The sequence below is a fragment of the Hyphomicrobiales bacterium genome, assembly GCA_039973685.1.
In the GTDB taxonomy this organism is placed as follows: Bacteria; Pseudomonadota; Alphaproteobacteria; order Rhizobiales; family JACESI01; genus JACESI01.
Window position 1 is genome coordinate 1 of the sequence record JBDWKL010000035.1, and the last position, 17,481, is coordinate 17,481.

Annotated in this window: 21 protein-coding genes; 8 read left to right on the plus strand and 13 right to left on the minus strand. The window is 47.2% G+C overall.

Annotated elements, in window-relative coordinates:
• Positions 1 to 169: adenylyl-sulfate kinase (locus ABJO30_09505; protein ID MEP3233048.1), on the plus strand; the 169-nt coding region annotated here is incomplete at its 5' end.
• A 78-nt stretch (positions 170 to 247) separates the two neighbouring features.
• Here the strand turns inward: ABJO30_09505 and ABJO30_09510 are convergent.
• From ABJO30_09510 to ABJO30_09570, 13 genes are all read right to left on the minus strand, one after another.
• Entirely contained in the window at positions 248 to 439 is a 192-nt protein-coding gene (locus tag ABJO30_09510; GenBank protein ID MEP3233049.1) for a hypothetical protein, read from the minus strand.
• 44 nt (positions 440 to 483) lie between these two features.
• A complete protein-coding gene (locus ABJO30_09515) occupies positions 484 to 969 on the minus strand; it encodes a HipA domain-containing protein (GenBank protein ID MEP3233050.1) in 486 nt (161 codons plus the stop codon).
• Positions 970 to 978: 9 nt separating this feature from the next.
• The gene (locus tag ABJO30_09520) at positions 979 to 1,185 is read right to left on the minus strand and encodes a hypothetical protein (GenBank protein MEP3233051.1); all 207 of its coding nucleotides are present in this window, start codon (positions 1,183 to 1,185) and stop codon (positions 979 to 981) included.
• Between the two features lie 172 nt (positions 1,186 to 1,357).
• Positions 1,358 to 1,600 (minus strand): helix-turn-helix transcriptional regulator, encoded by a 243-nt coding sequence (locus ABJO30_09525; GenBank protein ID MEP3233052.1) that lies wholly within the window; start codon positions 1,598 to 1,600, stop codon positions 1,358 to 1,360.
• 140 nt (positions 1,601 to 1,740) lie between these two features.
• Positions 1,741 to 2,502 carry an SDR family oxidoreductase gene (locus tag ABJO30_09530; protein MEP3233053.1) on the minus strand — a complete coding sequence of 254 codons (762 nt, stop codon included), beginning with the start codon at positions 2,500 to 2,502 and terminating at the stop codon, positions 1,741 to 1,743.
• Positions 2,503 to 2,743: 241 nt separating this feature from the next.
• Positions 2,744 to 4,465: an ABC transporter substrate-binding protein gene (locus ABJO30_09535; protein ID MEP3233054.1), complete on the minus strand. Its 1,722-nt coding sequence runs from the start codon at positions 4,463 to 4,465 to the stop codon at positions 2,744 to 2,746.
• A 69-nt stretch (positions 4,466 to 4,534) separates the two neighbouring features.
• Positions 4,535 to 4,816, minus strand: coding sequence for a DUF2160 domain-containing protein (locus ABJO30_09540; protein MEP3233055.1), 282 nt, complete (start codon positions 4,814 to 4,816; stop codon positions 4,535 to 4,537).
• Between the two features lie 20 nt (positions 4,817 to 4,836).
• The gene (locus ABJO30_09545) at positions 4,837 to 5,706 is read right to left on the minus strand and encodes a carbohydrate ABC transporter permease (GenBank protein ID MEP3233056.1); all 870 of its coding nucleotides are present in this window, start codon (positions 5,704 to 5,706) and stop codon (positions 4,837 to 4,839) included.
• On the minus strand, positions 5,706 to 6,590 hold the full coding sequence (locus ABJO30_09550; GenBank protein ID MEP3233057.1) for a sugar ABC transporter permease: 885 nt from the start codon (positions 6,588 to 6,590) through the stop codon (positions 5,706 to 5,708). The genes ABJO30_09545 and ABJO30_09550 overlap by 1 nt, the downstream gene beginning before the upstream one ends.
• Positions 6,591 to 6,593: 3 nt before the next feature.
• The gene (locus ABJO30_09555; GenBank protein ID MEP3233058.1) at positions 6,594 to 7,682 is read right to left on the minus strand and encodes an ABC transporter ATP-binding protein; all 1,089 of its coding nucleotides are present in this window, start codon (positions 7,680 to 7,682) and stop codon (positions 6,594 to 6,596) included.
• Positions 7,682 to 8,761, minus strand: coding sequence for an ABC transporter ATP-binding protein (locus ABJO30_09560; protein MEP3233059.1), 1,080 nt, complete (start codon positions 8,759 to 8,761; stop codon positions 7,682 to 7,684). The genes ABJO30_09555 and ABJO30_09560 overlap by 1 nt, the downstream gene beginning before the upstream one ends.
• Positions 8,762 to 10,294 (minus strand): glycerol-3-phosphate dehydrogenase, encoded by a 1,533-nt coding sequence (glpD, locus tag ABJO30_09565; GenBank protein MEP3233060.1) that lies wholly within the window; start codon positions 10,292 to 10,294, stop codon positions 8,762 to 8,764.
• Positions 10,295 to 10,397: 103 nt separating this feature from the next.
• Complete coding sequence (locus ABJO30_09570; GenBank protein MEP3233061.1) at positions 10,398 to 11,168, minus strand: DeoR/GlpR family DNA-binding transcription regulator; 771 nt, start codon at positions 11,166 to 11,168, stop codon at positions 10,398 to 10,400.
• 271 nt (positions 11,169 to 11,439) lie between these two features.
• Between ABJO30_09570 and pqqA the strand changes: the two genes are divergently transcribed.
• The 7 genes from pqqA to ABJO30_09605 all read left to right on the plus strand — a co-directional run.
• Positions 11,440 to 11,535 (plus strand): pyrroloquinoline quinone precursor peptide PqqA, encoded by a 96-nt coding sequence (gene pqqA / locus ABJO30_09575; protein MEP3233062.1) that lies wholly within the window; start codon positions 11,440 to 11,442, stop codon positions 11,533 to 11,535.
• 26 nt (positions 11,536 to 11,561) lie between these two features.
• Positions 11,562 to 12,467, plus strand: a complete 906-nt coding sequence (gene pqqB / locus ABJO30_09580; GenBank protein MEP3233063.1) for a pyrroloquinoline quinone biosynthesis protein PqqB — start codon at positions 11,562 to 11,564, stop codon at positions 12,465 to 12,467.
• Positions 12,464 to 13,198 carry a pyrroloquinoline-quinone synthase PqqC gene (gene pqqC, locus ABJO30_09585; protein ID MEP3233064.1) on the plus strand — a complete coding sequence of 245 codons (735 nt, stop codon included), beginning with the start codon at positions 12,464 to 12,466 and terminating at the stop codon, positions 13,196 to 13,198. Before pqqB ends, pqqC begins: the two co-directional genes overlap by 4 nt.
• Entirely contained in the window at positions 13,199 to 13,492 is a 294-nt protein-coding gene (gene pqqD, locus ABJO30_09590) for a pyrroloquinoline quinone biosynthesis peptide chaperone PqqD (GenBank protein ID MEP3233065.1), read from the plus strand.
• Positions 13,489 to 14,598 (plus strand): pyrroloquinoline quinone biosynthesis protein PqqE, encoded by a 1,110-nt coding sequence (pqqE, locus tag ABJO30_09595; GenBank protein MEP3233066.1) that lies wholly within the window; start codon positions 13,489 to 13,491, stop codon positions 14,596 to 14,598. Before pqqD ends, pqqE begins: the two co-directional genes overlap by 4 nt.
• A gap of 69 nt (positions 14,599 to 14,667) precedes the next feature.
• Positions 14,668 to 16,803 (plus strand): 4Fe-4S binding protein, encoded by a 2,136-nt coding sequence (locus ABJO30_09600; GenBank protein MEP3233067.1) that lies wholly within the window; start codon positions 14,668 to 14,670, stop codon positions 16,801 to 16,803.
• A 2-nt stretch (positions 16,804 to 16,805) separates the two neighbouring features.
• A partial coding sequence (locus tag ABJO30_09605; protein ID MEP3233068.1) for an FAD:protein FMN transferase occupies positions 16,806 to 17,481 on the plus strand: 676 nt, incomplete at its 3' end.

A 17,481-nucleotide genomic window follows, 5' to 3' on the forward strand; every position in this document is an offset into this window, starting at 1 on the left:
TTACAAAAAGGCTCGTGCTGGTGAAATTAAAAACTTCACAGGCATAGATAGTCCTTATGAAGCGCCAGATAATCCGGAAATAACGATCAACACGGTCGACCAAACACCAGAAGAAGCAGCAGAGATCATTGTTAAATATCTTAATGACCATGGATTCTTGAATAACTAAAAAGGGTGGCTATTGGGCAAACCAATTAGCCGCTTTTTGAGTTAGCAGCTGTTATAGTGACGACGCCGTTGCTACAGCTCAAGCAGTCATATCCTCGTGCTCAAATGCAGGTGCGCTGCGCGCATGGGCAAAGTCACGCCAGTTGCGCACAACCGCCCTGCACTCCTCAATGATGGTGTCAGCGTCGCTCTTTGAAACAAAATATTCAGCAACAAATCTGAGCAATCCAATGGATGCTGAAGCATCATCAAAGTCGATACGTATCGACAAAATTCGCGCACTATTAGGTGCTGGATTCAAATCGTAAGCGGGGCTTAATCGCCCGCCCTTTTTGCCGCTCCATAAAACCCATGGTTTCTGAAGTGATCATCTTTATCCGAGATTAAAATCGTGAAGGCCATCCGACGGAATAACTCAGCCCGATCTCGCTCTGGCTCAGATCCACGTTCATTGATCGCATCAACGATCACAAGATAACTGCAATTATCATCACCATCATCATGCTCAGTGACAGGCATGGCGGACATGAACGGAATGCGATGATGATCATCACCATCGTGATGGGTTCTATCAAATCGGCGGGAGAGAAATATCGTATGCCCATCCACCTGAAGCAACTGATGTTCAGCAACCTCAAGACCGGCTACTTTTGCCATGTCCATGACAATCGCTTCCCATCGTTCTACCGAATAATCATCACTCTCCTTTGGAAATTTCGCAATCGACAGGTTCCCGTGTTGATCAAATACAGATGCCTTGGGGCGTGCGCCGCCAAGAGAAGAGCTTGGTGCAAAAATCAACTAAAGTCTTCAGTCAGTCTCTTCGCCGCGCTCGATGCGCTGTGCGGCTTTAAGGAGGTCGCCAAGTGCTACTGTAGAGGAAACACCCTTTGCTTGGGGAGATTGAAACACACCATCTTCGAAAAAACGGATGCCGCCAAGCCGCGTCTCATCAGAGACCCCAAGAAGATAATCAGTTTCATGAAGTGTGTGCGCTTGCCTGCCTTCACGGTCCACTTCACGCTACTCACGTCTTCGCATCAAACTACGCCCCCATGCATCAGGTACACTGTCTCCCAACGTGCCGAGCATAGCCTTCTTAACGCCTGGATGGAGAGTTCCCGCGCGCAATGGCAATGTCGGACCAAACTGAGATGCCTCTGCGGATTTCAACCACTCGGCATCATGCTTATACGTCACACGCTCGCGGCGCGCGCTTCCGCAACTGCTCGTCTGCCAGCTCGTCCCCAAGGCTGTCTGTGACCTTGCCCCACCCTTCCAACAATCCAAGCGCTTGCAAAACCATAGCATAAGCACCGGCGCTTACTCCTGCATCCCCATTCTCGATCTTGCCCATCGTTTGAACACTAACCGAGGCCCGTTCCGCAATGAGGCTCTGGGACAATTCACGGCGCAACCGTGCTTCTCGAATGCAAAGCCCAAGGTTTCATCGGCGGTGTTTATCTAGATACCTTCCTATTATTCGAAACGCCTCGCCAGCGTTACCCAAAATAGATGTGTTGGCCTCCAGCAATGAATGAAACAGTGACCCTAGACGCCAGACTTCTGTGATCAGCATATAAGCAAGCCGCCATTTATCTCTAATGTCTGGCCTGTGATGTAGCCTGAGAGCTTTTCAGATGAGAAGAAGATATAGGCCGAGGCACAATCCTCTGCTGTGCCGAGCCTTTGCAGGGGAACGGCCAACCGTGTTTTTTCCAACTTTTCTTCAGACGAATAACGCTCGTGAAAATCGGTCGTAATTGTTCCAGGAGAAACGGCATTTGCGCGGATATTATCTGGTGCAAGTTCCCGTGCCAGTGCTTTTGTGTAGGTGCTGACAAAGGCCTTGGATGCACTGTAAATTGAGGAACCAGGGCTGCCACCTGTTGTGGCGGAAATCGACACCGTACTGATAATTGATGCAGCCTCAGCCTCGCGAAGAAGAGGGATAAGCGCACGGGTGATTTTCACGACCGATGACTGGTTCAACGCCACAAGCTGCTCATATTGATCGTCCGTGATCTCATCAGCCGGAAAGCGACCAACCATAGTGCCCGCATTGTTGATGAGGACCTCTACTTTTGACGTTTTCGATTTCACAAATTCAATGAATTGGTTTTGCCCTTCAACCTGCGACAGATCAGCTTCGAAGACAGATGAACAAATTCCCGAAAGCGCTTGGGCGGTTCCTTGCCTGCCGCTATGGGCAATTATATTTGCTCCACAGGCATGGGCAGCCTTGGCGATCGCGAGGCCAATACCGCGTCCTGCGCCCGTAAGAACAACCGTTTTGCCGGATAGCAAATTTGCATCAAAGCCGTCTTGCATCATCATTCAATCCTCATAAATTACACCAACAACCCATCAACTCGTCTGATTGATCATCCGAAATTCAATACTACCACGGCTCTCTTGAGCAGAACAACGCCGACCACGAGTGGTGGCTATCAATTCAATTGGTATTAGATTTTTATAAAAAAGGGGCCTGAGTTTCCTCAGGCCCCAAGTAGCGCTATCTGTTCGATCCCTACTGGAGAGATAGATAGACTTACCCTACTGTTCTAAGCACGAATTACTTAGTCCAGCTTTTGATAAGCTCATCATAGGAAACGGTCTCGCCCTGAGGCTTCTCGTTTACTAATTTGGCTTTTGGTGAACCAGGTTGAGCCAACCAATAGTCAGCGCCTTTTTCATCATTCAACACAGGACCAAGATCACCCTGAACGCCTGCGCGTTCGATGCGGGAGAGGACTTTTTCCTGAGCTTCACAAAGCCCGTCCAATGCGCCTTGTGCTGTTTTAGCACCTGACATTGCATCACCAATATTCTGCCACCAAAGCTGAGCTAGTTTTGGATAATCAGGAACATTGGTACCTGTTGGCGACCACTGAACGCGTGCTGGTGAACGATAGAATTCGATCAAACCACCGAGCTTATTAGCGCGTTTTGTGAAGTGCTCTGAATTGATTGTGGATTCACGAATGAATGTTAAACCAACATCAGATTTCTTCAGGTCAATCGTTTTCGATGTCACGAACTGAGCGTAGAGCCAAGCTGCTTTTGCACGGTCAACTGGGGTTGATTCCATCAACGTCCAAGAACCAGCATCCTGATAACCAATCTTAGTGCCTTCTTTCCAGTAAGCACCGTGTGGTGAAGGAGCCATACGCCATTTTGGTGTACCATCTGCGTTCATCACTGGTAGGTCAGGTTTTACGGTCGCAGCTGTAAAGGCTGTGTACCAGAACATTTGCTGCGCAACGTTGCCCTGTGCAGGGATCGGTCCAGCTTCACCAAATGTCATACCAGCAGCTTCTGGTGGCGAATATTTCTGTAGCCACTCAATTGCTTTTTCTACGGCATAAACCGCAGCTGGAGAGTTCGTCGCGCCACCACGGGCAACACAAGAACCAGTTGGTTGAGACTTGTCGTTTACACGAATGCCCCATTCGTCAACAGGAAGACCATTTGGCTCACCAACGTCCCCCATGCCAGCCATGGACATCCACGCATCTGTATAGCGCCAGCCCAATGATGGATCTTTTTTGCCATAGTCCATGTTGCCATAAACTTTGCCATTAACGCCTATGCGAGATAGATCGCGACCGGTAAAGAACTCAGCGATATCCTCATACGCTGACCAGTTTACTGGCACACCAAGATCGTAACCATATTTGGCTTTGAAGTCGGCTTTGTTTTTCTCGTCGTTGAACCAATCGTAGCGGAACCAGTATAGGTTTGCGAACTGCTGGTCAGGAAGCTGGTAAAGCTTGCCATCTGGCGCTGTGGTGAATGATGTGCCAACGAAGTCATCAACGTCTAGACCAGGGTTGGTCACGTCTTTGCCTTCTCCAGCCATCCAATCAGTCAAGTTGCGAACTTGCTTATAGCGCCAGTGCGTACCGATCAAATCGGAATCGTTGACGTAGCCATCATAGATGTTTTCGCCAGTTTGCATTTGCGTTTGCAACTTCTCAACAACGTCACCTTCACCAATAAGGTCATGGGTAACTTTGATACCAGTGATAGCCGTAAATGCAGGGGCCAGAACTTGAGACTCATATTCGTGAGTACCAATAGTCTCGGAAACAACTTTGATTTCCAAGTCTGTAAATGGCTTAGCGGCGTCGATAAACCACTGCATTTCTTTCTTTTGCTCGTCAGCGTTCAAAACTGAAACGCCAGCGATCTCTTCTGATAGGAATTTTTCTGCTGCGGCCATATCGGCGTGTGCAGAACCTATTCCCATCATTAGACCAGCCATAGCTGCTGATGTCAGTAGGTAGTTTCGCATTTGGTTCCTCCCTAGGATTGATGCGTTGTTAATGGAACACCCGTTTCCGTGCGTTCCGGCTTTAAGGCATTAAACAGTCTTGAAAACGCAAACTGCGTAGACCAATGAAATGCCGAGTGCCCACCACAGGCCAGGACCAACAAGTCCTAACCAAGCGAGATGGATAAAGGCGCTGCCAAGCAGCGATATGAAGAGGCGGTCGCCTCTGGTTGTTTCGAAACGAAGGATGCCAACGCGGGGATTGCCACCGGGCGAATAAAATTCCCACACACACATTGAGATGAGGCTGACAGCGATTGCGACCCAAAACAGGGCGGTTGGAACCGTCCATGCCATCCAAGATAAATCCATTTTCAAACTCCTTTCGTGTTTTATACGCGGCCTAGGGCAAAGCCCTTGGCGATGTAATTGCGGACAAAGTAAATAACCAATGCGCCAGGTATAATGGTAAGCACCCCCGCAGCTGCGAGCACGCCCCAATCGACACCCGATGCGCCAACTGTTCTGGTCATGATGGCAGCGATTGGCTTTGCATCTGTTGTGGTGAGCGTTCTTGCAATCAGCAATTCAACCCAAGAGAACATGAAGCAGAAGAAGGCTGCCACGCCGATGCCTGATGCGATCAACGGAGTGAAAATCTTCACAAAGAACTTCGGGAACGAGTAGCCATCGATATAGGCGGTTTCGTCAATCTCTTTTGGAACACCTGACATAAAGCCTTCGAGGATCCACACGGCGAGCGGAACGTTGAAAAGGCAATGGGCAAGGGCAACGGCAAAGTGTGTGTCAATCAATCCGAAAGCTGAATAGAGCTGGAAGAATGGCAACACAAAAACGGCAGCCGGTGCCATTCTGTTTGATAACAGCCAAAAGAACATGTGCTTATCACCAAGGAAGCGATAACGCGAAAATGCATAGGCGGCAGGAAGCGCAACGCTCAATGATATGAGCGTGTTTAAGGCCACATAGATGATCGAGTTGATATAGCCGTTATACCAAGAAGGATCACCGAAGATCACGCCATAGTTCGCCAAGGTTGGATTGGTCGGTATCAGCGTGAAGCTCGACAGGATTTCTTGGTTCGTTTTAAAGCTCATATTGATGAGCCAATAAATGGGCAGCATCAAAAATACGATGTAGAGCAAAGGAACCACCCATTTGAAATTGCGCGGCTTTGCCTGACGGTTGCTCTCTCGTATGGTTCCATCAACGAGCAAGGTTGTTGTTTTTGGAGTGGACATTATTTTTCCACCTCTTCTGGTTTATCAGTTCCAACATTGCTCATCACGGTGAAGAATACGTAGCAAATGAGAAGAACGATCAATTGGTAGATCAGTGACATTGCAGCGGCTGGGCCAAGGTCAAATTGACCAATCGCTTGCTTCACAAGATCAATGGATAGGAAGGTGGTCGAATTACCAGGGCCGCCGCCGGTCAGAACAAATGGTTCTGTGTAGATCATGAAGGAATCCATGAACCGGAGCAGGAAGGCGATAATCAAAACCCCCCGCATTTTAGGCAGCTGAATGAAACGAAAGACCGACCATTTGGACGCACCATCAATGCGCGCTGCTTGGTAGTAAGCCTCAGGGATAGAGACCAGACCAGCATAGCAAAGCAACACAACCAAACTGGTCCAATGCCAAACATCCATAATGATGATTGTGGCCCAAGCATCAAACACATTGCTAGTATAATTATACTCGATACCGATTGCAGACATCGCATACCCAAGCAAACCAATATCACCGCGCCCAAATATCTGCCAAATCGTGCCCACCACATTCCAAGGAATAAGAAGTGGAAGCGCCATCAAGACGAGACAGATAGGCACCCAAATGCCCCTTTTGGGCATCGACAATGCGATAGCAATGCCGAGCGGTATTTCGATGCATAAAATAATGAATGAGAAGAGCAGATTGCGACCCAATGCGTCATGGAAACGCTCGGATCTTAAGACATCAATGAACCATTCCGTTCCAGCCCAAAAGAAGACGTTTTTGCCAAATGTATCTTGGAACGAGTAGTTGACCACGGTCATGATCGGAATAATCGCTGAGAGCGCGACCAACAAGAAGACGGGAATGACCAGCAACCATGCTTTGTTGTTATATGTCTTTTCCATAATCTATGCTCCCTTCGCTTTTGATTGCGGACGGACGAGATGATCATCTTGATAAATGTTGATGCGTTCAGGATCGAATGACAACAAAGGATCTGCTGGCACGCTCTCACCTTCGTTAAGAACGACGTTTAGATTATGATCTTGAATATTAGCCCGCACAATCTTGAAGCGGCCAATGTCTTCCACGCTTGTGACTTGAGCAGGTAGGCCAGAACCAGATGACTTCATCGAGATAAATTCTGGACGAATTCCAAGTTCAGTTTTCCCGTCTAAGTGAGCATAAGCGCCTTTGAGTTTGATAGAATGACCACCCAAATTGGCGGTCGATCCCGTAACTTCAGTTGGAATAATGTTCATTCCAGGAGACCCAATGAAGTAGCCAACAAATGTATGTTCGGGCTCGTCAAATAACTCTTCAGGGGTGCCTATTTGAACAACTTCACCTTCATACATAACCACAACTTTGTCCGCGAATGTCAAAGCCTCTGTTTGGTCATGTGTCACGTAAATCATTGTGTGACCGAGTTGGCGATGAAGGTCCTTCAATTTTGTACGCAATTGCCACTTCATATGAGGGTCAATCACGGTCAAAGGTTCGTCAAACAAGATCGCGTTTACATCGTAGCGAACGAGGCCACGGCCAAGTGAAATCTTTTGTTTTTCATCCGCCGTTAAACCACGGGCTTTTCGATTGGCTTTGTCGCCTAGATCGAGAATATTGATCATCTCGTTGACGCGTTTTGAAATCTCATCGCTTGGAACATTTCTGTTTCGCAGTGGAAATTCCAGATTTTGACGAACTGTCATCGTGTCATAGATCACCGGAAACTGAAAAACCTGAGCAATGTTGCGCAGCTCTGGTTGGAACGTGGTGATGTCGCGTCCGTCGAATAGGATTTTACCCTTGGAAGGAACCAAGAGGCCGGAAATGATGTTCAAAAGTGTTGTTTTGCCACAGCCAGAAGGACCAAGTAGCGCATAAGCGCCGCCATCATCCCATACGTGGTCAATTTCTTTCAACGCGAAATCGGCATCAGTTTTTGGATGCGGCAAGTAAGAATGTGCTAGTTTATCAAGCGTAATTTGAGCCATTATACCACTCCCACGGTTGGCGCGGAAACGAGGGCTTCTTGTCCGTCAAAGATAAAGAATTTCGTTGGGTCGAGGTAAACTGGTATTTTGTCACCGATGCCAACTCTATGAACCCCGTGGGTCAAAACCACCATCTTGAGATCATCTTCGTTGATGTGAACAAATGTCTCAGAACCCGCAATCTCAGTTGCCGTTACAGTCGCTTCGACTTTCAATGATTTGCCCGCAGGCTTTTTTAACATCACATGGTGCGGCCTTACGCCAATGCTATATTTGCCATCAGCCAGACCCGTTAAACCTTGAGGGCAAGGTGCTGCCCCTTGTGAAAACACAAACTCGCTGCCCTGTTTGTTCATGGAAATAATATTCATGGGTGGATCAGAAAAAGTTTGAGCTGTGACCAGATTTGCTGGCTTGTTGTGAACGTCGATTGTTGAGCCGAATTGAGAAACCTGTCCTTCATGCAAAGTGGCCGTATCACCACCCAGTAACAGCGCTTCTTGAGGCTCTGTTGTTGCATAGACAAAGATCGCACCGGTCTCGGCAAAAATACGCGGAAGTTCGATGCGCAGTTCTTCACGAAGTTTATAATCTAAGTTTGCAAGCGGCTCATCAAGCAAGACCAATTCAGCCCCCTTCACCAAGGCGCGGGCTAAGGCTGTGCGCTGCTGTTGGCCACCAGACAGATTGAGAACTGTTCTATCAAGGTAAGGGGTCAACTTCATCAGATCCGCTGCCTCGCGAACCTTCATATCAATGGACTGCTCGTCAACGCGCGCCACACGCAATGGAGAAGCGATATTCTCATAAACGGTAAAGGCTGGGTAGTTGATAAATTGCTGATAAACCATTGCGACATTACGTTTTTGAACTGGTGTCTTCAGCACACTGCCGCCATTCATGAGGATGTCGCCATCAGTTGGTCGGTCAAGACCAGCCATCAATCTCATCAAAGATGTTTTCCCAGATAGAGTTGGCCCCAACAGGACATTCAATGACCCCTTTTCAAGCTTCAACGAAACGTCTTTAATGTGAAAGGTGTTTCCGACCTTTTTACTCACATTTTTTAGTTCTAACACTTAATAATCCTTCTGCTTCTTAGTCTTAAAAGTAGTTTTCGCTTTTGTTTTAATCCATTCATCAAGCGCTAAAATTTCATCTTTGCCAAGCCCAATACCTAATTTTGATCGTCGCCAAATAACATCTTCCGCGCATTGGGCCCATTCATGCTCCATGAGGTAAGTGACTTCACGTCCACTCAAAGAGTGACCTAAGTCATCGCCCATATCTTTTGATGATTGTGCACCCTCCATTAAAAGCCATGCGCGCGTGCCATAAGAACGAACAAATCTTTTCGCCAGCGATGAGGCAAGGAAGGGGAAATCTGATTTCAGTTTTTCAACAAGGCTATCGAACTCGGCAACAGCAAAATCACCGCCAGGAAGAGTAGATTGTGCTGTCCAAGGAGCTTTGTGCGATCCCAAAAGTTCTTGAATGTGTTCCAACACGGATTCTGACAATTTACGGTAAGTCGTAATTTTGCCGCCAAATATGTTGATTGCAGCCGCTTCGTCGTTCTCACCATCCACGCGCAAAACATAGTCACGGGTTGCTTCTTGCGCTGCGGTTGCTCCATCATCAAAAAGAGGGCGAACCCCTGAATAATGCCAAACAATATCGTCAGCTTTTACAGGCTCTTTGAAATATTTGCTGGCAGCTGAGCAAAGATAAGATATCTCTTCATCCGTAATTTTTACATCGGATGGATCGCCGTCATAATCTTGATCGGTTGTACCAATGAGCGTGTAATCTTGCTCATAGGGTAGAGCGAAAATGACGCGTTCATCTTCGTTTTGAAAAATATACGCGCGATCATGCGAATGCAGCTTAGGCACAACAATATGACTGCCTTGAACCAGCCGCACATTTTTTGATTTGTTGCTGCCAAAGGCTTGTCTCAACACATTGTCGATCCAAGGCCCTGCCGCATTCACGATCAATCGTGCTTTGTGTTCGAAGGTTTCATTTGTGCGTAGGTTCTTCGTGGTGATGTGCCAAAGTGCGCCGACTTTGGAAGCGCTCACAACCTGCGTACGCGTTTCAATGATCGCTCCACGTTCTTGTGCATCTTTAGCATTTAAAACAACAAGCCGCGCATCATTGACCCAACAATCTGAATATTCAAAACCTTTGGAAAATACTGATTTTAAAGACGCCCCGACAGGTGAGGTTTTCAAGTTCACTGAACTTGTACCGGGCAATAGCTTTCGTTTCCCGATGTGGTCGTAAAGGAAAAGTCCCAAACGCAAAATCCAAGCAGGTCGCATGGATTTGTGATGCGGTAATATGAAGCGCATTGGCCAGATAATATGGGGCGCAGACTGCAATAAAACTTCGCGCTCACTCAAGGCTTCGCGCACCAAGCGGAATTCAAAGTGCTCTAAATAACGCAAGCCCCCATGAATGAGCTTGGATGACCAAGAGGATGTTCCGCTGGCCAGATCATTCATTTCAGCCAAGCGCACAGAATAACCACGACCGACCGCATCACGTGCGATGCCGCAGCCGTTTATCCCTCCGCCAATGACGAAAATATCTGACACTTCTGACAATGCGTCCTCCCAGACCCCAGCACACAGCTGCGCCCACCTTCAAAACAATAACATATGAAAGGAAAACGAATGTCAAACGAAAAATTGCCAGCTTTTTAGGTTTTTAGTTTTGTTTATCAACCTCTATAACTTCGACCTCTGCTTTTAAGCAGGCGGCGGCAAATTTATCGTCTTTTACGATGTCGGTGATAAAGGTATCTATCTGAGATATATGCCCAATTCGAACCGGTGCACTGCGCTCTAATTTTGTAGAATCTGCGATCAATATGACGTGTCGGGCGTTTTCAATAATTGCTTGCGAGACTTTCACTTCTCTAAAATCGTAATCGAGAAGCGAGCCATCTGAATCAATAGCGGAAGAGCCAATGATGGCAAAATCCACTTTGAAATTGTTGATGAAATCAACAGCCGCCTCACCAACAACACCGCCGTCTGATGCACGCACAACACCACCTGCCATGATCATTTCATTCTTCACCGCAAGGCGTAAACTACTGGCAACATTGATGTTATTAGTAATAATCATCAATCCCTCATGCTCAATCAAGGCATCGCTAAATGCTTCAGTCGTCGTGCCAATGTTGACGAATAACGAGGCGTTGTTTGGGATTAATTCAGCCGCTGCTTTGCCAATCGCGATCTTTTGAGGGGCTGCAATTTGGCGCCTAGACTCATATTCGACGTTCACACGGCCATCAATCGCCTGTGCTCCGCCATGGAACCGAACCAGCTTATTGTTTTTGCTTAGAAACTTAAGGTCTGCGCGTAAAGTCTGTGGCGTTACGTCAAATTTTTCAACGAGATCTTCGACAAATACACGTCCTTCAGCTTTGACTAATTCCAAAATCTTTTTTTGGCGTTCTGTCGTGAACATCTAATTGAATTCCCTTATCTGATTTTCTTATTCGTTCGAAATCGAATAATACGAAAATTAAAAGAAGAGTCGATAACAAATGATAGAAACCAGAAAAACAACGAGTTCAAACCGGAGGCGTTGATGACCAACATGCTTACACCACCAATCGCGCCACTCAAAGAAGCTGGCAATTGGGCTGGAGAGTAATTCAACAAGCTTTTAGGGAAACTTGCCAATAGGTTCTTAGCGCGATAGCATATTGAATATTAAATTTACGGAGGATGTAATCATGAAATGGAATGCACCGAAAATTATTGAAGTATGCTGTGGCATGGAAATTAGCCGCTATATGCCTGCGGATGAAAACGAGCCAGTTCTTTTTTAAGAAAATAATTTTACTGGAGCGCGTAAATGCCAAAAAGTTTGCGTGCTTTAGTTCTGGGTTCTGCCGCTGGTGGCGGCCTACCGCAATGGAATTGCGGCTGTTCTAACTGTGTTAAAGCGCGGTTGGGTGAGGAAATAGTACCTCAAACACAATCTTCTATCGCCGTTTCAGCAAACAACACGGAATGGGCGATTTTAAACACGTCGCCTGATATTCGCACTCAAATCCAAGACAATACGCAACTGCATCCAACCGGTCTTCGCGACAGTCCGGTTAAAAGCGTTTTGCTCACCAATGGCGATATTGATCACATTGCGGGCCTTCTTATTTTACGCGAAAAGCAGCCTTTCAACGTTTTCTTGACGGTTGAAATTGCAAAGCTGATTGCAGAAAATCCGATTTTTAACGCCCTTGATCCACAATTTGTCAAATTTCACGAAATTGTGTTGGACACCCCTTTTGAACTTGTAAGCGGTATCACTGCCGAGCTTTTTTCCGTGCCAGGCAAAGTGCCTTTGTTCATGGAAAAGGGGGACGTTGCAACGGATATTGAAGGGGAGCAAACCGTTGGCGTTAAGCTGTATAATGACAGCGGGTGTCTTTGGTATATTCCAGGATGTGCAAAGCTCACCGATGATTTAAAGCAGCGCTTGCAAGGTGAAGCCATCGTGTTTTTCGACGGCACTGTTTTCAATAATGATGAAATGAAAAAAGCGAAAGTTGGCGCCAAGACAGGCGCACGCATGGGTCATATCAGCATGGCAGGGGCGGATGGTTCGCTTGAAGGTTTTGCAAAGTTGAATGTTGGGCGAAAGATATATGTTCACATCAACAACACCAATCCAGTCTGGGACAAGCAATCTGTTGAACGCAAAACCATAGAACAAGCAGGCTGGGAAATTGGGTTTGACGGTATGGAGGTCCAACTTTGACAGCCCCCCAAACCAACGCAGATTTTGAAGCACGACTGCGCCAAATTGGAGCAGAACGCTACCACGACAAACACCCCTTTCATGCCTTGTTACATGGTGGAAAATGCACACCCACGCAGGTTCGGGCTTGGGTGATTAATCGGTTTTATTATCAAAGCCGCATTCCCATGAAAGACGCCGCCTTCTTGTCCCGTTGTGAAAGCACCGAATTAAGACGGGCATGGCGATCGCGAATTGAAGACCATGATGGGGGAACGCAAGAAGGCGGCGGTATTCGTCGTTGGCTCAAACTTGCTGAGGCCGTTGGACTTGATCCTGATTATGTTGAAAGCTGTGACGGCGTGTTACCAGCCACGAAATTCTGCGTGGATGCCTATGTGAGCTTTGTGCGTGATAAGCCAATGCTGGAAGCCATGGCGGCCTCTTTAACGGAACTGTTTGCCCCGAAGATTCATGCAAACCGTATTGAAGGCCTGATGGCTAATTATGATTTTGCCGATGATGCCTCGCTTTCTTATTTTAAGCACCGCTTAAAAGAGGCGCCGAAAGATGTGGCATTTGGTCTTGATTGGGTTTTGCGCCATGCTGACACAAAAGAAAAACAAGACGCGGCAGCAAATGCCCTTATCTTCAAGACAGACGTTTTATGGGCGCAATTGGATGCGCTTCATTCCGCTTATGTTGAACCGGGTAGAATTCCTCCAGGGGCTTGGCACGATCAAACAGGTTAAATGATGACAACCACACCGCTAACAAAAGAGAGTATTGTCTATTTGCCCCGCGGCGTGCGGATTAAGGAAGATAAGGTGCGAGAAAGAACCGTCCTTGTTGCACCAGAACGCACGGTTGCCTTGGATGAAATTGGCGTGGCAATTTTAGCCATTGTGGATGGCGAGAAAACGCTTGCTGACATCGTTGAAGAATTGAGCATTAAATACAATGCGCCCAAACAAGAAATTGGTAATGATGTTGTGGCCTTTTTGAGAGATTTGCAAAATCGCGGCTATTTGGATGTGAAACCATGAGTGCCTCATCAAAAGAGCTTTTAGACATTGCCCCGCCACCCATGGCCATGCTTGCGGAGCTGACGCATCGTTGCCCTCTTGCCTGCCCCTATTGTTCAAACCCCATCCAACTAAAAACAGCCGCGCAAGAACTTGAAACACAAGACTGGATAAAGGTGTTTCAACAAGCAGCCGACATGGGTGTTCTTCATTTGCATCTATCAGGCGGTGAACCAGCATCAAGGCGGGATTTAGTGGAGCTTGTTAAGGCAGCGGTTGAGTGCGGCCTTTATACAAACCTCATCACCTCAGGCATTGGCATCAATGAAAAACGACTCGATGCACTGGCAGAAGCGGGCCTTGATCATGTGCAATTATCAATCCAAGGCGTTGACCAAAAAACAGCAGATTTGGTTGGTGGTTATAAGGGCGGGTACCAGCGAAAGTTAGAACTGGCGGCTTGGGTGCATGCCACTGGAATCCCGCTCACAGTCAACGCAGTTTGCCACCGCTCAAACATGGATCAGGTGCCAGCCATTATAGACTTGGCACAAGAACTGGGCGCTCGACGGTTGGAGATTGCCACGGTTCAATTTCATGGCTGGGCGGTCAAAAATCGTGGCCAATTAATGCCGACAGAAGAGCAAGTAAAAGACACGACAGCTCTGGTTGAAAAGTCCCGCAAAGAACTCGAAGGCAAACTGGTCATTGATTATGTGCCAGCCGATTATTATGCCACATACCCGAAGGCCTGCATGGGCGGTTGGGGAAGGATTGGCATTAATGTTGACCCCACAGGTTTGGTCCTCCCATGCCATGCGGCGGAGAGCATTCCAAATTTGAAATTTGAGACTGTCAAAGAAAAATCGCTGCAAGACATTTGGTACTATTCTGAAAGTTTCAATGCGTTTCGCGGCACCGATTGGATGCAAGAGCCTTGTCGTTCCTGTGATCGGAAATTAGTCGATTTTGGTGGTTGCAGATGCCAAGCAATGGCCATTGCAGGAGATGCCAAAGCAACAGACCCTGCCTGCCACAAGTCGCCTTATAAAGAAAAAATAATAGAACTGACGCGCGAGCAAATACCAATAGATAATCAAACGCCATTTATCTATCGCGGGCGATAAAAGCAGTATTAACTTCCCGATATATTATAAAGTTCTTGACCAATCGAAGCGGTTAGAAAAAAATGCTCCATGGCTTTTCGTTTTTGGATGATTTTAAAGTGTCTAACTCTGCTACTCACGTTTAGCATTCTTGACCATGCAATCATTGAGACAAGCAAGGCCCATGCGCAGGAACTAGATAGAGAGCGCGCTTTTTCTTATTTAAGACCGCCTTATGATCTTGGTGATGAAATTGGCACTGGTGTTTGGGAGTTAATTAATCTCGATAGTCGCGTTGCAGGCTACGGTTTTGAAACACAGCCCCTTGCAGCTTTGCCCGGTTTTTCAGGCGCACCCATTAATCTTTTCGTTCAAGTAACCCTTGAAGGAAAGTTCATCAATGCCGAAATCATCACTCACAATGAACCCATCTTCGTCTCAGGATTAGGCGAGGCAGCGTTTCATAATTTTGTCACCCAATATCGCGGCCTATCAATAACCGACACGATTGTTGTGGGCGTTCCTTATGGCGGCAAAAGCAAAGGCAGCTCGCTTGTCTATTTGGATGGCGTAACAAAAGCCACGGCAAGCGTGCGCATTGCCCATGAAACTATTTTGGCCGCGTCTTTTGCCATTGCCCGTGAAAAAATGGCAGGCATCGCCGCCAGACAACCAACGCGCCCCGATCCAGATTATAGCGAAGAACTAACGTGGGACATGCTTGTTGAACAAGGGATTGCGAAACGCAAACTCATTACCAATGCGGATGTTCAAGAGGCTTTCAAAGACAGCACATGGGAAGACGACGATGCTGAGGCGGCGGACTATCCCGATGATCCTTATCTCGATCTATGGGTGGTTGATTTAGGCCCCACCTCAATTGCAAAGGCTGCCTTAACACAAGATAGTTTTGAGGAGCTGGAGCGGTTTAAAGAAATCTCAGATAATGACGAACCAATTTTGGTGATTGATGCAGGACGGCACGGATTGGTTGGCCCTGATTTTATTCGCAACACCAGCCCTGATCTTATTTTTGCAAAGCAGGATAAATTTCCAATCGCACTAAGAGATGCCGATCTTGATGTGGAACTTGCCAATGGTGTGCCTGGTGAGATTGCGATGATTTTACGCACAGACCGAAGGCTCGGATTTGACCCCACAAAACCATGGCAATTATCAGTGCGAGCCATTCGTGAACATGGTGTGTTTCGGCCTGAAATTGGCACCCGTGATTTTACCATCACCCATGTAACCGATGGCCGCTTTTTTAAGACAGACACAGTCGAAGCCCCCCCGCCTGCATGGCGACAAGCAATTGAACAACGTGCGCCTGACTTGATCGCCTTAACGATCGGTCTCATCGGATTATATTGGTTGATGCTTGGCCGCATGCAATGGCTTGCTTCGCTACCAAATTACACAACAATCCGCTTCACCATCCTCGCTATTATGATCGGGTTTGTTGGATGGTGGGGACAAGGGCAACTATCCATTGCAACTGTACTTGGGGTGATACGCGGCCTGCTTCAGGGGCAAAGCCTTGAGTTTTTGGTTTATGATCCATTTTCCCTATTGATATGGGGCGCTGTCATTGTCTCCTTTGTTTTATGGGGGCGCGGTTTGTTTTGTGGGTGGTTGTGTCCGTTTGGCGCCATGCAAGAATTTGCAAGCAAGCTTGGCGAGATGATTGGTATTGCTCAATACCGCGTGCCTGAGAGGCTTGATTATTGGCTTCGCTACACAAAATATTTCGTGCTTGCTGGGTTGGTATATGCCGCCTTATTCGCGCCCGCCCTTACTGAAAAACTCAATGAGATTGAGCCTTTTAAAACGGCTGTCACCGTCTACTTCATGCGGGAATGGTATTATGTCGCCTATGCGGTTGGGTTGCTCATTTTCAGCATGTTTGTCTTCAAAGGCTTTTGCCGCTATGTCTGCCCACTTGGTGCGGTTATGGCCATTGGCGGGGTGCTCAGAATTTCAAAATGGATAGACAGGCGCATCGAATGCGGGTCGCCTTGTCAGCTTTGCAAAGTCACTTGCGATTATAATGCGATCAAAAAGACGGGCGAAATTCGCTATGACGAATGTTTTCAATGTCTGGAATGCATAACCATCCATGACGATGACGAACAATGTGTCCCTCAGGTTCTTGCAGCAAGAGGAACAAAACTTAAGCCTAGCGGATTAGGTCAGCCCATTCCGCAATTTGTGAGAACAGATTAGACATGGCAAATTTAAGCAGAAGGCGATTTCTCACCATATCCGTTGCAACAAGTGCTGCAGCCCTCGCGCCAGCTCGATTGATGGCGCAAACAAAGGCACCCATTATTTGGACTGGCATTGTTCTGGGTGCTGACGCTTCCATTAAAATCTACGGTGATGAAGCCAAGGCACATCTTGCCATCAAAACAGCTTTAAGCGTGATTGAAGAACACGAAACCCAATTGTCGATTTATGACCCAAGTTCCAGCCTGTCGCGGTTGAATAAATCGGGCAAACTTGACCTGCATGAAACGCGGGGTGGTTCATTGTATCAGCTGACCCTTCAGTCAAAGATAATCAATCAAAACACCAACGGGTTGTTTGACCCTACCATTCAGCCTCTCTTTGAGATTTACGCAAAGAACAAAGGCTATCCATCAAAGGCTGATTTGGAAAAGGCAAAGGCTCTCATTGGCATTGATAAAGTTGAAACCTCAAATGCCTCGCACTTGAAATTTCAACAAAAGGGAATGGCCCTCACCTTTAATGGCATTGCTCAAGGCTTCATCACGGACAAAGTTCGCCAGTCGCTCAATAGGTCAGGTTATGGCCACGCGCTTATCAATATTGGCGAATATAGCGCGGGCACACGCCCTGCAAAAATTGGCATTGCAGATGCCCATGGCGATGTTTTTGATA

Coding starts and splice junctions, on each gene's coding strand:
- ABJO30_09530 (MEP3233053.1), bottom strand. CDS start 2,502: ATGATGCAAGACGGCTTTGATGCAAATTTGCTATCCGGCAAAACGGTT.
- ABJO30_09535 (MEP3233054.1), bottom strand. CDS start 4,465: ATGCGAAACTACCTACTGACATCAGCAGCTATGGCTGGTCTAATGATG.
- ABJO30_09540 (MEP3233055.1), bottom strand. CDS start 4,816: ATGGATTTATCTTGGATGGCATGGACGGTTCCAACCGCCCTGTTTTGG.
- ABJO30_09545 (MEP3233056.1), bottom strand. CDS start 5,706: ATGTCCACTCCAAAAACAACAACCTTGCTCGTTGATGGAACCATACGA.
- ABJO30_09550 (MEP3233057.1), bottom strand. CDS start 6,590: ATGGAAAAGACATATAACAACAAAGCATGGTTGCTGGTCATTCCCGTC.
- ABJO30_09555 (MEP3233058.1), bottom strand. CDS start 7,682: ATGGCTCAAATTACGCTTGATAAACTAGCACATTCTTACTTGCCGCAT.
- ABJO30_09570 (MEP3233061.1), bottom strand. CDS start 11,168: ATGTTCACGACAGAACGCCAAAAAAAGATTTTGGAATTAGTCAAAGCT.
- pqqA (MEP3233062.1), top strand. CDS start 11,440: ATGAAATGGAATGCACCGAAAATTATTGAAGTATGCTGTGGCATGGAA.
- pqqB (MEP3233063.1), top strand. CDS start 11,562: ATGCCAAAAAGTTTGCGTGCTTTAGTTCTGGGTTCTGCCGCTGGTGGC.
- pqqD (MEP3233065.1), top strand. CDS start 13,199: ATGATGACAACCACACCGCTAACAAAAGAGAGTATTGTCTATTTGCCC.
- pqqE (MEP3233066.1), top strand. CDS start 13,489: ATGAGTGCCTCATCAAAAGAGCTTTTAGACATTGCCCCGCCACCCATG.
- ABJO30_09600 (MEP3233067.1), top strand. CDS start 14,668: ATGGCTTTTCGTTTTTGGATGATTTTAAAGTGTCTAACTCTGCTACTC.